This window comes from Mucilaginibacter angelicae (genome assembly GCF_042434235.1).
In the GTDB taxonomy this organism is placed as follows: Bacteria; Bacteroidota; Bacteroidia; order Sphingobacteriales; family Sphingobacteriaceae; genus Mucilaginibacter; species Mucilaginibacter angelicae.
Window position 1 is genome coordinate 13,848 of record NZ_JBHLTS010000072.1, and the last position, 14,425, is coordinate 28,272.

The 14,425-nt window shown below is 43.7% G+C and carries 14 protein-coding genes; 11 read left to right on the forward strand and 3 right to left on the reverse strand.

What is annotated here, in order from left to right:
• Window positions 1–209 precede the first annotated feature (209 nt).
• The 3 genes from ACFFGT_RS23320 to ACFFGT_RS23330 all read left to right on the forward strand — a co-directional run bounded on the left by ACFFGT_RS23320 (window position 210) and on the right by ACFFGT_RS23330 (window position 3,152).
• Window positions 210–1,634 (forward strand): glycogen synthase, encoded by a 1,425-nt coding sequence (locus ACFFGT_RS23320; RefSeq protein ID WP_377024925.1) that lies wholly within the window; start codon window positions 210–212, stop codon window positions 1,632–1,634.
• Window positions 1,631–2,893 carry a glucose-1-phosphate adenylyltransferase gene (locus ACFFGT_RS23325; RefSeq protein WP_377024926.1) on the forward strand — a complete coding sequence of 421 codons (1,263 nt, stop codon included), beginning with the start codon at window positions 1,631–1,633 and terminating at the stop codon, window positions 2,891–2,893. Before ACFFGT_RS23320 ends, ACFFGT_RS23325 begins: the two co-directional genes overlap by 4 nt.
• 73 nt (window positions 2,894–2,966) lie before the next feature.
• On the forward strand, window positions 2,967–3,152 hold the full coding sequence (locus tag ACFFGT_RS23330; protein ID WP_377024927.1) for a hypothetical protein: 186 nt from the start codon (window positions 2,967–2,969) through the stop codon (window positions 3,150–3,152).
• Between the two features lie 199 nt (window positions 3,153–3,351).
• Here ACFFGT_RS23330 and ACFFGT_RS23335 read toward each other — a convergent pair whose 3' ends face one another.
• From ACFFGT_RS23335 to ACFFGT_RS23345, 3 genes are all read right to left on the reverse strand, one after another.
• A complete protein-coding gene (locus ACFFGT_RS23335; protein WP_377024928.1) occupies window positions 3,352–4,029 on the reverse strand; it encodes a metal-dependent hydrolase in 678 nt (225 codons plus the stop codon).
• A gap of 257 nt (window positions 4,030–4,286) precedes the next feature.
• Entirely contained in the window at window positions 4,287–4,601 is a 315-nt protein-coding gene (locus ACFFGT_RS23340) for a YbaB/EbfC family nucleoid-associated protein (protein ID WP_377024929.1), read from the reverse strand.
• Between the two features lie 173 nt (window positions 4,602–4,774).
• Window positions 4,775–5,986, reverse strand: a complete 1,212-nt coding sequence (locus ACFFGT_RS23345; protein ID WP_377024930.1) for a serine hydrolase domain-containing protein — start codon at window positions 5,984–5,986, stop codon at window positions 4,775–4,777.
• Window positions 5,987–6,126: 140 nt separating this feature from the next.
• On the opposite strand from ACFFGT_RS23345, the gene ACFFGT_RS23350 reads away from it, so the two are divergent.
• From ACFFGT_RS23350 to ACFFGT_RS23385, 8 genes are all read left to right on the forward strand, one after another.
• Window positions 6,127–7,074, forward strand: coding sequence for a tetratricopeptide repeat protein (locus ACFFGT_RS23350; protein WP_377024931.1), 948 nt, complete (start codon window positions 6,127–6,129; stop codon window positions 7,072–7,074).
• A gap of 43 nt (window positions 7,075–7,117) precedes the next feature.
• A complete protein-coding gene (locus ACFFGT_RS23355; RefSeq protein ID WP_377024932.1) occupies window positions 7,118–8,140 on the forward strand; it encodes a tetratricopeptide repeat protein in 1,023 nt (340 codons plus the stop codon).
• 202 nt (window positions 8,141–8,342) lie between these two features.
• Window positions 8,343–8,723 (forward strand): glycine cleavage system protein GcvH, encoded by a 381-nt coding sequence (gene gcvH, locus ACFFGT_RS23360; protein ID WP_377024933.1) that lies wholly within the window; start codon window positions 8,343–8,345, stop codon window positions 8,721–8,723.
• A gap of 1 nt (window position 8,724) precedes the next feature.
• Window positions 8,725–9,123, forward strand: coding sequence for a VanZ family protein (locus tag ACFFGT_RS23365; RefSeq protein WP_377024934.1), 399 nt, complete (start codon window positions 8,725–8,727; stop codon window positions 9,121–9,123).
• Window positions 9,124–9,762: 639 nt separating this feature from the next.
• The gene (locus ACFFGT_RS23370) at window positions 9,763–9,978 is read left to right on the forward strand and encodes a FeoA family protein (protein ID WP_321560051.1); all 216 of its coding nucleotides are present in this window, start codon (window positions 9,763–9,765) and stop codon (window positions 9,976–9,978) included.
• Window positions 9,979–9,989: 11 nt separating this feature from the next.
• A complete protein-coding gene (gene feoB, locus ACFFGT_RS23375) occupies window positions 9,990–12,104 on the forward strand; it encodes a ferrous iron transport protein B (RefSeq protein ID WP_377024935.1) in 2,115 nt (704 codons plus the stop codon).
• 880 nt (window positions 12,105–12,984) lie between these two features.
• Window positions 12,985–13,614 carry a SprT-like domain-containing protein gene (locus tag ACFFGT_RS23380; protein ID WP_377024936.1) on the forward strand — a complete coding sequence of 210 codons (630 nt, stop codon included), beginning with the start codon at window positions 12,985–12,987 and terminating at the stop codon, window positions 13,612–13,614.
• A gap of 165 nt (window positions 13,615–13,779) precedes the next feature.
• Window positions 13,780–14,418 (forward strand): MBL fold metallo-hydrolase, encoded by a 639-nt coding sequence (locus tag ACFFGT_RS23385; protein ID WP_377024937.1) that lies wholly within the window; start codon window positions 13,780–13,782, stop codon window positions 14,416–14,418.
• Window positions 14,419–14,425: the final 7 nt, after the last annotated feature.

Genomic DNA, 14,425 nt, shown 5'->3' on the forward strand with positions numbered 1-14,425 from the left:
CTGTAAACAGGGGATTGCTTCGTGCCTCGCAATGACGCCGGGAGATAATGGTATCCTCAATTCCCCCTTTTCCCTATCATTTTTACAACTATAACATCTTAACGATAATAAAATTTCAGTGCTTTTTATCTAATTTTTCCAAAACTATATTAATTCTCATAGGTTTCTCTTTTGGTAATCTTTGCTTAAATTGAGCCAATAAAACCTGAATGAAAATATACCATTTGAGTGCCGAGTGCTATCCCGTTGCTAAAGTTGGCGGGCTTGCCGATGTTGTTGGCGCATTGCCTAAGTACCAGAATCTTGCAGGTTTGCAGGCCGCCGTTGTTATGCCTTTTTACGATCGTAAGTTTACCCAGGAAAACGAATTTGAAATTGTTTTTGCTGCGGCAACCTTGCTCGGCAACCGCCGTCTTTTCTTCGAGATCCTGAAAGAAAAAACAAACAAACTTGGGTTTGAGCTTTACTTAGTGAAGATTCCGGGCTTGCTCGACAGGGAAAATATTTACAGTTACCCTGATGAGCGCGACCAGTTCATGGCCTTTCAGCTGGCATTTTTAGACTGGATCAGCTATTCACAGCAAACTCCCGATCTCATTCATTGTCACGACCACCATGCGGGTTTAGTCCCTTTCCTGCTTTATCATTCAAAACTTTATACGCGGCTGGCTAACACACCGACCGTATTTACCATACACAATGGCCAGTATCACGGTGCTTTCGGCTGGGACAGGCTATCATTATTGCCCGAAATCGATCTTACCAAAACAGGCTTGCTTGATTGGGCAGGCGGTATCAACCCATTGGCATCTGCAGTTAAATGCAGCTGGCTTTACACTACGGTATCCCCAACTTATCTGGAAGAACTTACCTACAACTCAAACGGTTTGGAGTACCTGTTTTACATTGAGCGGGCTAAAGGCCATGGCATCATGAATGGTATCGACACCGAGGTTTGGAACCCCCAAACCGACCCGATGATCCCAAACAAGTTTTCGGCTAAAACATTGGCTAAGGGTAAAAAGGCAAATAAGGAAGCCATTTGCAAACGCTTTGAGCTTGATCCCGAAAAACCATTGTTCACCTTTATCGGTCGCCTTGTTGTTGAAAAAGGTGCCGACCTGCTTCCTGCCGCCATTGAGCGCAGCCTGCTCGAAAACGAAGGCGAAGTGAACTTTGTAATATTAGGCACAGGCGATAAGGAAAATGAGCTGGCCCTGCTTCAGCTTAAAAATAAATACCCGGAGCATTGCAATGTATTTATTGGCTATGACGAGTCACTGGCGCACCTGATTTACGCCGGGGCCGATTTCCTGCTCATGCCATCACGCGTAGAACCATGCGGCCTCAACCAGCTATATGCACTGCGTTACGGCACCATGCCTATTGTACGCAGCACCGGCGGTTTACGGGATTCTGTTATCGACTTTGGCGACGAAGGGGGCTACGGCATCCGCTTTATACAGGCCAGCGTGCAGGATATCTGTCATTCAGTGTTCAGGGCCAAGCAGCTTTATAAAGATACCGCAAAAATGCAGCAGCTCCGCAAGCAAATGATGGCGCTTGATTTTTCCTGGACACGCTCCACACAACAATATACCGAACTATACGAAAGCTTAAAACTAACCATATGACATCCAAAGTAATTTCCATTGTGCTCGGTGGCGGCCAGGGCAGCCGCTTATCACCGCTTACTGCAACGCGGTCAAAACCGGCAGTACCAATTGCGGGTAAATACCGTTTGGTTGATATCCCTATTTCAAACTGCCTGCACTCGGGTATTACGCGCATTTATGTGTTAACGCAATTTAACTCGGCATCATTAAACAAACACATTAAAAACACTTATCACTTCAGTAGTTTTAGCGACGCTTTTGTTGATATCCTTGCAGCAGAGCAAACACCGTCGAGCGTGGCCTGGTTCCAGGGTACTGCGGATGCTGTAAGGCAAAGCTTACACCATTTGGCTGTACATGAATTTGAGTATGTACTGATCCTTTCGGGCGATCAGTTGTACCAGATGGATTTTGAAGATATGATCAATCATCATATTGAAACCAATGCTGAAATCTCCATAGCCACCATCCCTGTTGATGCAGCCGATGTACCGGGCTTTGGCATCCTGAAAACGGATGAGAACAACATGATCACCTCGTTTATCGAAAAGCCAAAAAGCAATTTTGAAAGCTGGGCCTCAGAGGTTAGTCCGGAGATGCAGGCAGAAGGCCGTGTATACCTGGCATCCATGGGGATCTACATCTTTAACCGCAAGCTGTTATATGAATTGCTTGAAGGCAACGAGCGCACCGATTTTGGTAAAGAAATTATCCCGCAATCAATTGAGGGCCATCGTGTAGCCAGCTATCAATACGAAGGCTACTGGACAGATATCGGTACTATCCCTTCATTTTTTGAGGCCAACCTGGGCTTAACTGATAATATCCCAAAATTCAACCTGTTTGATAAAAACCCGATCTATACCCGTGCACGCATGTTGCCGCCGTCAAAAATATCAGGTACACTGATGGAAAAATCCATTGTTGCCGATGGTTGCATCATCAATGCTAAACAGATCACGCATTCGATAATAGGCATTCGTACCCGTATTGGTGTTAATACCATTATTGAAAACTGTTATGTGATGGGCAGCGACAATTATCAAACCCTTGAGGAGATTGCCGAATCGAAAGAAAGCGGATCTCCAATTATGGGGATAGGCGATAATTGCCACATCCTGAACGCCATCATTGATAAAAATACTTACATAGGCGATAACGTAACCATTAACTGCGGCGAGAAGCTTGAAGACGGTGATTATGGCACCCATACCGTGCAAGACGGAATTGTAGTAGTTAAGAAACGTGCCATAATACCAAGCGGTACAGTTATTTAATTAAAAAATAAAAAAAAACAAACCATAGTTAATTTGTTATAGATAGTACTAACCATCTAAAACATAATCAACTATGAAAAAGGCACTATGTATGATCGCTTTAGCAGCGATCTCTTTCGGCAGCGTTTTCGCTCATGTTACTGTAGTTAGCCCGTCAAAAGGCATTATGCAAACAGATACTACCAAGAAGAAAACGAAGACAAAGAAGATGAAAAAAGATACCACCATGAAAAAAGACACCATGAAGATGAAAAAATAAGTCTTTTTTCTGAGCAGGAAGTTGATTCCGGTATTGGTATCCTAAACGCAAACAGCCCCGGTAAAATGCCGGGGCTGTTTGCGTTTGAAAAAAGTATGTCATTGCGAGCGAAGCGCGGCAATCTCGTAGCCAATGCATGTTCGGTAGGCATGTCTACGAGATTGCTTCGTCGTTCCTCCTCGCAATGACATGGTTAATTTTACAACTCTATAGTCTCCCCAATAGCAGGTAATTTCAAATTCAAACCGGCTTTGATAAATTTCCCGGATACTTCATCCTTGTCAATTTTAATAACCGGGAATGAGTCATAATGAACGCCGATAATATTTTTACAGTTGATGAACGCCGCAGCTTTGATAGCATCATCGGCTCCCATGGTGTAATTATCGCCGATAGGAAGAAATGCCCAGTCGAGGTTTTCATCTTCCAGCAGTTTCATATCATAAGTAAGCGCCGTGTCACCTGCAAAATAAACCGCTTTTCCTTCGGCATAAATAACAAAGCCGGCTGGGTTACCGCCTGGTGAACCATCAGGCAAAGTGCTTGAATGTACAGCATTTACCATTTTAACGCGACCGAAATCAAAGTTAAAGCCACCGCCAATGTTCATTCCGTGTACATTTTCAATGCCTTTGGTGCCAAGCCATCCGGCAATTTCGGCAATGCAGATCACCTTTGCGCCACTGCTTTTAGCAATTTCCAAAAGATCGGCCACGTGGTCGCCATGACCATGCGATATCAGGATATAATCGGGTTTTAAGCTGTGAATATCAATATCCTTTGCCAGCGGGTTAGGGCTTATAAAAGGATCGAAAAGTAGTTTTTTCCCACCGGTTACAATCTCAAGGGCCGACTGGCCATAATAAGTAGTCTTCATAGAAATTTTATTTTATGATCAGATCAAAAGTAAACACTTACCGAAGCGATTTGATTTAGTGGCAGAAAAGTTACAAATATGTGTTTGAACAGGTTTAATGTATGATTCAAAATTGAGGTGGATAATGAATCAAAAAACGTCATTTCTGTAAGGTACGAAGCAATCCCAAACTTTACAGGGCGGACCTGCTAATCGGGGATTGCTTCGTTCCTCGCAATGACGCTTTGTTATCTTTTAAAAAGACCTAAGAATCAGGCTTATTTACCGAACATATTACCCAAACCGCCCAAACCACCAAACATACTTTGGGTCATGGCCGCCATTTCGCTTTGGCTAATGTTTTCGGCTTGCTCAAGGGCTTTATTGACTGCAACAACCAGTAATTCTTCCAGTTCTTCTTTATCAACATCTGCTAAAAAACCAGGATCAATTATTACTGATTGGATCACTTTATTGGCATTCGCGTTCACAACTATTTTGCCGCCCTCGGCCGAGCCTGATACACTGATAGCATCAAGGCGTTTTTTCATTTCGCCAGCCTTTTGCTGGGCTTCCATTAGTTTATCAAACATTGTTTTTTGATTTCAGATTTCAGATGTGCAAATATGCAGATGACTTTTAATATGCAGATGTGCAAATTTCAAATGTGCAGATGATTTTTAGATCATCTGCCTAATGAGCCTCAATTTTCATTCCATCCCACCAATTTGCACATATGCACATCGAAAATCTGCACATCGAAAAGTTAATCATCACTGGTATCGCCATTACCATTATACGCACTTTTGCGTACAACAGGCATGCCAACAGTATTAAACAGGTCATCAAGCTTAAGCAGGCTGCCATTGGCCAGGTTGGTAAGCAATACTACCGTAATATCATTCTTCATATCGCGCAGGTAAATATGCCTGAAACCATGCCACCAACCGGTATGGTAAATCACTTCCTGGCCCGGCGCAGTAAAGGTACGCCAGCCGTAACCGTAACTAAAGTGCCCGTGCAGCATTGGGTTACGTGGTACATAGGCAGAGTCAAGTGTAGCCTGTTTCAACAGCAGTCCGGCGCGTAACGCACGGTCAAACAGGAACAGATCACCAACAGTGCTGTAAATACCCTTATCGCCAACGGGCCCATCCAAAAAGTTTTGTGCTACCGAATAGCGCCACTGGCCGCGGTCGTGCCCAACAACATCAACCGGAATTTTATCATATACCGCTTTTGAGTAAACATGGGTATGCGCCATGCTGGCCGGTTTAAACACGTTTTCCTGCATAAATTGGGCATAGCTCATGCCGCTCACTTTTTCAATGATGGAGCCCAGCACCATAAAGTTGGAGTTATTATACAGGAAACGCTTATTAGGCTCGTTGAAACGCGTCGGCTTATAATCGGCAATCATTTTCATGGCCTCAGCATTGGTAAGCCCCTTGCGCTGGTTCAAATGATTTTTGCGGTATATATCATCAACAAAATATACATAGTTCATCATTCCCGACCGGTGGGTGAGCAACAGGCGAATGGTTACCCCATCGTACGGGAAATCGGGAAAAAACTTTTTAACATCATCGTCAAGCTTCAGTTTGCCGCGTTCCATCAGCAGGAGGATCCCGGTTGATGTCATGGTTTTGGTAACCGAAGCCAGCTCAAACTGCGAGTTAATCTTCAGGCTGTCGCGGTGCAGGTAATCGGCCCAACCTATGGCTTTTTCATAAACTATTTTACCTTTTTTTGCCACCAGCACATTGCCGTTAAAGCCGCGGGTACGGTGCAGCTCCTGCATTACGGCATCGATCCTTTTATCGGCGTTTTTAGGGTTATAGGCCAGCAGGGCGGTAGTGTCGAGCGGCTTGACTACAACCTGCGATTGCGATTGGTCTTTATTTTTATTTTTGGATGAACAGGCTAACAGTAACAGGGGGGCAGTAAACACTACCAGGCTTTTGTACACTAATCTCATAAAGCAATTTATCTCACACTAAACGAACGCGAAAATTAGAAATTATACAGCAGGTATTAATTAAAGTTTTAAATTTTTCTGTTAGTTAGCACTCTTTAGTATGTTTAAGTATGATTTTGTTGAAAAAATGTTTGCTTATTATGACTTTGGTGCTCGCCTCAGGGCTGGCACAGGCTCAAAATACTGATGTTAACAGTGCAATAAAAGAAGGCATCAGGCTTAACAGTGAAAAAAATTATCCTGCCGCTATTGAAAAGTATAAGGAAGCGCTTGCCTCCGAACCTGATAACGTACAGGCCAATTACCAGCTGGCATTTAGCCTCAATGCATCAGGAAAGGGTACGGAAGCTATCCCTTACTTAAACAAGGTTATAAAAGCCGGCGGCGATCTTACCGGCCCGGCTTATGAACTGATGGGCAGCATTTATGATACCGCACATCAGCCGCAACAGGCGATTGATGCATATAAAGAAGGGATCAAAATAAAGCCTGGTTATCAGCCGCTGTATTTTAACCTGGGGATAGCCTATTTCCGTGCGCAAAAATATGCCGATGCCGAACTCGCGGCCATTGAAGCCATTAAGCTCGATCCTAAACATGCCAACAGCCAGCGTTTATATGGGCTGGTAACTTTTCATCAAAACAAAAGAGTGCCGGCACTGATGGGCCTGTGCAGTTTCCTGCTGCTTGACCCGGAAGGCTCCCGTGCCGACGAAGCATACACTAACCTGCAAAGTTTATTAAAAGGCGGCGACTTAAAAGCAGGGAAAGCAGATGCCGAAACCCTGATGCTCAATAAAACTTTAAGCGCTGCTGTTGCTACATCGGGCGATCAACTGGAAAGCAGGTTGAAAAATATCTTTACAGCGGTTGGGAAGCTGGGCGAAAAAACAGGAGGAAAAACCTTCTTTTGGAATTACTATGCCGCCTTTTTTTATAAGCTATCGCAAACACCGCACTTTTCAACAGCCGTTAAGCTAATCAGCCTCAGTGCCGATAAAACGGCCGGTGTACAATGGCTGCAAAACAATGCCGGCCAACGCAAGGCGCTGGACGAATGGATGGTATCGGCCGAAAGAAAATTTTAGACCGATCCTTGCTTTTTGCAAAACAGGTTTCGTAAATTTCGGTATGAAAACCTATCACAAAATCCTATTGCTGTTTATGGCGGTCGCACTATCGCTTACAGTAAAAGCCCAATCAAACCAGGACGCCGTTGCACTTGTAAAAGAAGGAGTTGCCCTTCACGACCAGGGCAAATACAGCGAAGCAATTGAAAAGTACCAGGCCGCCTTAAAGCTCGACCCTAATTATCCCACGGCCTACCATGAAATGTCCTTTACCCTGTTTAGCAGCGGCAAGGCCAAAGAGGCTATCCCATACCTCGAAAAGTTAATGAAGCTCGATCCTAAAAGCGGAGGGGCATATGATATGCTCGGCAGTATTTATGACGACGACAATCAACCCGAAAAAGCTATTGAACTGTTTCAAAAAGGCCTGTCGGTTGATCCCGACTATCAGCGCCTGCATTACAATTTATCCATAACTTATTACCGGGTAAAAAAATATAAGGAGAGCGAAGACTGCGCCGTAGATGCCATTAAACTCGATCCTAAACATGCCAGCAGTCAGCGTGCTTATGCCATGGCCCTTGAAATGCAGAGCAAACGCGGTTGTGCCCTGCTGGCCTGGTGCAGCTTTTTGATGCTTGAGCCCCAAACTAAAAGGTCTATAGGAGCCTATCAAAACATACAGAACATTTTGCACCACGGCATAAAGAAAACCGGTGAAAAAAGCGTTGACATGACCATCAATACCAGTGATCTTAACAGTGGTAACTTGCTTTTACCCATGACCATTGTAAATGCCACATCGGGCAAATCAAGTCTTACCGTTACCGATTCACTCAAATTGCAGCTCACTAAAGTATTTGCCATATCCGATCTGTTTTACGGCGATCCTAAAAGCGAGTTTTATACCCGCTACATGGCTGGTTACTTTAAGCAAATGGCTGAAAGCGAAAACATGGAGGCATTTGCACACCTAATATCATTAGCCGCCAACCAGGACGAAAACGTTAAATGGTTTAAAGAGAACGAAAAACAACTCATTGCCCTTGATACCTGGGTAGCTCATACCAAACGCGAGTTTTAAATCATGCAGATGTGCAAATTTATTGGTGTGCAGATGTGCAAATTTCAGATGTGCAGATTGAGGAAATGTCAGAAAAGTAAATACTTCAAAAATCATTTGCATATCTGCACATCTGAAATCCGCACATCAATAAATTTGCATAGCTGAAATTTGCACATTGAAACATATTTACACTATTTTTGAACACACAAAATTTAACGACATGAATTTTCCGGCTGAATTAAAATACACCAAAGACCACGAGTGGATAAAGGTTGAAGGCAATGTAGCTACCGTAGGCATCACCGAATTTGCTCAAAGCGAGCTGGGCGACATTGTTTATGTTGATGTTACTTCATTAGGTAAAGAAGTTGCTAAAGACGAAGTTTTTGGCACTGTAGAAGCAGTAAAAACTGTATCTGACCTGTTTATGCCTGTTACCGGTACTGTAACCGAAGTTAACCCGGCATTAAACAACCAACCCGACCTGGTTAACAGCGACCCGTATGGCGAAGGCTGGATGGTAAAGATCACCATTGCTGATGCTGCCGATGTTGACTCACTTTTATCTGCCGATGATTACAAAACGGTTATCGGCGTATAAGATGAAGCTAATCTTAAAATATCATGGGCCCGCTATTTTGTGGGCCTTATTTGTTTTAGTTATTTGCTCTGTACATCTTGATTCTGTTGATAAATCGCCGCTGTTTTTTGCTGGTTTTGATAAGCTAACGCACTGCGGTTTATTTTTCACCCAGGTTGTACTGGTTTGTTTTGGCGTAATAAGGCAACAAAAACCCCGGCGGCTTACGTATACAGGCGTGTTTATTATATGGGCTATCAGTGTATTTTTCGGGGGCCTTATTGAAGTGTTGCAGGTATCCGTTTTCACCTGGCGCACCGGCGACTGGAATGATCTTTTTTGCGATGTGCTTGGAGCTTGTATGGGGATTTTTAGTGTTATGCTGACTGTTGAGGCGATTGGAAAAAATGAAAAAAAATAGATTGGTTATTTTATTGGCTGCGCTGTTATTAACAGTAGCTTCATCATGCGGCATTTTTCACAAAGGCTGCGGCTGCCCGCATTTTGGGAAAATCAAATGTGCAGGTTCCAAATGTGCGGATGTGCAAATGATGAGTTAGATGTGCAGATTTTAAATGTGCGGATGTGCAAATGATGAGTTAGCGCGTAAGACTATATCAGGCCAGGCGAAAATTACTGTTTAATTTGCGGGTGTTCAACTTTTTAAAGTGTAAACACTTGCGTTTTTTTTCAAAACAAATACCGCTGATAATCAATGCTTTAATTTTATCAACTATCAGCTAATTATCAAGCATGAACAAATAATTGCTGATAATCAGGGGTTTAGATTTTTTAGAAATTAAAAGCTGAACACCTCTTTTTTTAAAAGTTGAACACTGACATAACTATGTCAGTAAAAAAGCCAAATCAATTATACAAAAAATATACAAAAAAGCCAACTGCACAGTTGAAATTGCATATCTGAAATCCAAACATCGCATCCAAACTTCACATTAAAGTCATTTGCACATCTGCACATTTAAAATCTGCACATCACAGCACATCTTATTTGGATTTAATATAAATAAGCTTACATTTGCTATGTTTTATATTATAAATGATGAGGCTATCACAACTGGAAGTAGGCGAAATTGGTATCGTAAAGGAATTTACCGATCTTGAAATGTCGGTAAAGTTGATGGAGATGGGTTGTTTACCTGGCGAAGAAGTCCGCATTTCGCGTATTGCTCCACTTGGCGATCCTATTGCCATCAGCGTATCAGGCTACCAGCTTAGCTTACGCAGGTTTGAAGCGTCCACCATCATTTTGCAGTAGTTTTGTAAGCATTGAAAGCCGATATAAGAGTTGCACTTGTAGGAAACCCCAACACCGGTAAATCAACTCTGTTTAATATACTCACCGGGTTAAATCAAAAGATCGGGAATTTTCCGGGGGTTACTGTTGATAAAAAAACAGGCCTTTGCCAGCTCCCTGATGGCCGCACAGCCGAAATAGTCGACCTTCCGGGCACCTACAGCATCTATCCCAAAAGTAAAGACGAATCTGTTGTATTTTCGGTATTAGCTGATAGATCAAAAGGCTTAACGCCCGATTTGATCGTCATTATACTTGATGCATCCAATCTTAAGCGTAATTTGCTGCTGTACACACAGATAGCCGACCTTAAGATTCCTGTAGTGGTTGCACTCAATATGATTGATGTTTCGGAAAAGGCAGGCATCAAAATCAATGTCGATCTTTTTGCAAAAAAACTGGGCGTGCCCGTGGTATCTATCTCCGCCAGGAAAAACACCGGTATTGATAAACTGAAAAGCGCCATAGCTTTTGCCAATAAAATAGCTTTACAGCAGGATACTATTGATGTTGAAAGTATCGCGCCGGAAATCATAGCGCAAATAAAAGGGGAGATGCAGGTTGAAAACCCCTATTTAGCCCTTCAGCTTGCCCACCAGCACGAAACACTGAGCTATCTTTCAACCACCGAAAGTGACCGGATTGAAGAGTTGGAGCTTGAACACTCCTTCCACTCGCAAAAGGCACAGGCAACAGAAACCATTGCGCGTTATAATTTTATAAACGACCTGCTTTACGATACCGTTACCAAGCCGGAAACGGCCCATGATGAAACCGTAAGTAATAAAATAGATAAGATCCTTACCCATAAGGTATTTGGCTTTATCATTTTCTTCGCCATATTACTGTTCATATTCCAGGCTATTTTTTCATGGTCGGCCTACCCGATGTCGCTCATCGAAGATCTGTTCATCTGGCTGCAGGCCGGCGCTGCCAAAATATTGCCTGCCGGGCCGCTGAGCAGCCTGATCATTGATGGTGTGCTTGCCGGTTTAAGCGGGGTACTGGTATTTATACCGCAAATAGCCATCCTTTTTGCACTCATCTCTATTCTGGAAGATACCGGCTACATGTCGCGCGTTACGTTCATGATGGATAAAGTAATGCGCAAGGTAGGGCTTAACGGAAAATCAGTTGTGCCGCTTATTGGCGGTTTTGCCTGTGCGGTACCATCCATCATGAGCACCCGTAACATCGAAAACTGGAAAGACAGGATGATCACCATCATGGTTACACCCCTGGTGGCCTGCTCGGCCCGTTTACCGGTGTATACCCTGCTCATTGCGCTGGTAGTGCCTAACCGCAATGTTTGGTGGGTGTTTAACCTGCAGGGCCTGGCGCTTACAGCCATGTATGTGCTCAGCATCTTTTCGGCAATTATTGTGGCTTTTGTAATGAAATTCATCCTGAAGGCACGCGAACGCGGTTACTTTATTATGGAGTTGCCGGTTTACCGCATGCCAAGATGGAAGAACGTGATTTTTACCATGTACGATCGTTCAAAAACTTTCGTGCTGCAAGCTGGTAAAGTAATTATAGCCGTATCGGTGATCCTGTGGGTAATGAAATCATACGGCCCCGGCGACAGGTTTGCGCGGATAGATAAAACTTACAGTCAGCCGCAATATACCAAAACGATGACGCCCGATAGTCTTGCCAAAGTTATCGCGTCCGAAAAGCTGGAAAACTCCTATGCCGGTGTATTCGGCCATATTATTGAGCCCGCTATTAAACCCCTTGGTTTCGACTGGAAGATAGGCATAGCACTCATCAGCTCCTTTGCCGCCCGCGAGGTATTTGTAGGCACCATGGCAACCATTTACAGCGTAGAAGGGGATGCCGACAAGCTGCAATCGGTACAGCAAAAAATGCACGAGGCTAAAAACCCGCAAACCGGTCAGCCGGTGTTTACGCTGGCCGTGGCCTTTTCGCTCATGATGTTTTATGCCTTCGCCATGCAGTGCGCCAGTACTGTAGCCGTAGTGTACCGCGAAACCAAGGACTGGCGATGGCCGGCAACACAGTTTGCCTATATGACTGCACTGGCGTATACGGCATCGTTTATAGTATATCATTGGTTGAAGTAGTTTTTTAGTTTAGTTCATGGATCATAGTTGATGGTTCATGGTAAAAGTTTATTGCTATTCGAATTCTCTGATTTTGGGCAGCAGGGCGCAAAATGTCACGAGGAACCATCAGGGAAACCCTGAGAAAAACCGTAATGACGTATAAATATATTTCAGCGATGGCGCGCGCGGGCCGCGTTAGTGATAGTAGCGGATACCGGCCTTGTGGCTAATGCCTGTGCAGTATGAGCGGATAGCACGGGCCGCAGGCAACGCCCATATTTATAGTATCTGTCAAAAAAACATACCTAATAATCAACAACTTAAAATCACGTCATTACAAGGAACAGTGGGAGATGAGTGATGGGGTGACGCGGCAATCGCATACTAAACAGGGCGGCTGTGTTTCTGTGCGATTGTCACGCTGCGCTCGCAATGACATGGTTTTTAATTAGAAGTAAATAGATAAAAAGTCTCCGGCGACATTATTATATTTGTACAAATACTCATCTTATGGACATGGGTAATAACACACCAAACTTATATTTTAAGTCAAAAAAGATTTCATTAATACTATTGGCGGTAACGGCCATTATTTGCTCAAGGTCGCTATTCTTCTTTTTCAATGACCCTGAAGGCCCAAATCTTTTAATAGTTGCAGGCTTTGCACTGGCGGTATATTTGCTGTCCTTGGCAGTTTATATATTCGGCCCATTCAAAATAAACGGCTTTAAGAGACTTTCGGTGGTTTTTTGCATCCAAATACTATCGGTTATCGGTCTCTACTTTTGCATGAAGTAATTTCAGCTTTAATTCATTTAAGCATCATATTTCAAACTGAGGCACTATCGATCTGTAAACTATAAGCCAAAAAATCCTTATTTTTGTATTGAGGTAAAAATTGGATAAAGTAAAAGTTTTAGAGAAATATTTACCGGCAGAAGCAGCCCCGCTTATTGCCCGGTGGATCGACTACTTCAAATGCGAATTTAAAATTTCGCGTAACCGTAACAGTAAATTTGGTGATTACCGCTCGCCTTACGGCGGCAAAGGTCACCGCATCTCGGTTAATTATGACCTTAACCCATATGCTTTCCTGGTAACAACGGTACACGAGTTTGCGCACCTGCATACCTGGAACGAGCATAAGCAAAAAGCCAAGCCTCACGGAACAGAATGGAAAAACAATTTCAAAAAAATGATGCAGCCATTTTTTGAAAAGGAAATTTTTCCGGCCGATGTTAAAAAAGCTATCATAAACTACCTGGATAATCCCGCGGCATCAAGCTGCTCAGATCTTAACCTGTACCGCTCATTGCGCAAATACGATCCGCCGAAAGCATCGGAAGCAATTTTAACGGTAGAGAAGATCCCTCTTAAAGCATTATTTAAGTTGAAGGATGGCAGAGTGTTCCGCAAGGATGAAAAGCTGCGCAAGCGGTTTAAATGTACCGAGGTTGCTACCAAACGCATCTACCTGTTTAGCCCGGTAGCGGAGGTGGAGTTGATTGAGGGTGCGACAGCGGCTTAGATTGTTTTATTGAAGCCTTTTATAAAGGCCGTCATTGCGAGGCACGAAGCAATCCCCGATTGGCAGAGCCGCTCTGTATAGTTCGCGATTGCTTCGTGCCTCGCAATGACGATCTCTCAATCTTATTCCGAAACACCCAATCAATTTATTCCGTACTTTTACCGCATGGCAAAAGTTATATCATTTGTAAATAACCCTTACCAGGAAAACACTTATATCTTATACGATGAAACCGGCGAATGTGTGATCATTGATCCGGGCATGTACACAGCCCCCGAGCAAAACACTGTTGTCAACTTCATTAAAAGCAATAACCTCAAGCCTGTTATGCTGCTCAACACCCATTGCCATGTTGACCATGTGCTGGGTAATAAATTTATATTTGATCAGTACGGCCTTAAACCCCGTTTCCACATTGGCGAATCGGAAACACTGGCTGCCGTGGTCGCTTATGCGCCATCTATGGGTTTCCGCTATGATGTATCGCCTATGCCCGATGAGTTTTTGCCCGAAACCGGTGTCATTCATTTTGGCAACACTACGCTGCATCTGATCTTTGCACCGGGCCATTCGCCTGCGCATTTGTGCTTTTATGATAAGGATGATAAAATATTAATTGGCGGCGACGTATTGTTCAGGCAAAGTATCGGTCGCACGGATTTGCCCGGCGGTAACTTTACCCAGCTGATAGATAATATCGAAACAAAACTGTTCACCCTGCCCGATGATGTTACCGTTTATCCCGGCCACGGCCCTGAAACAACCATCGGTTACGAAAAACAAAACAATCCGTTTTTAACTTAGTTAAAGC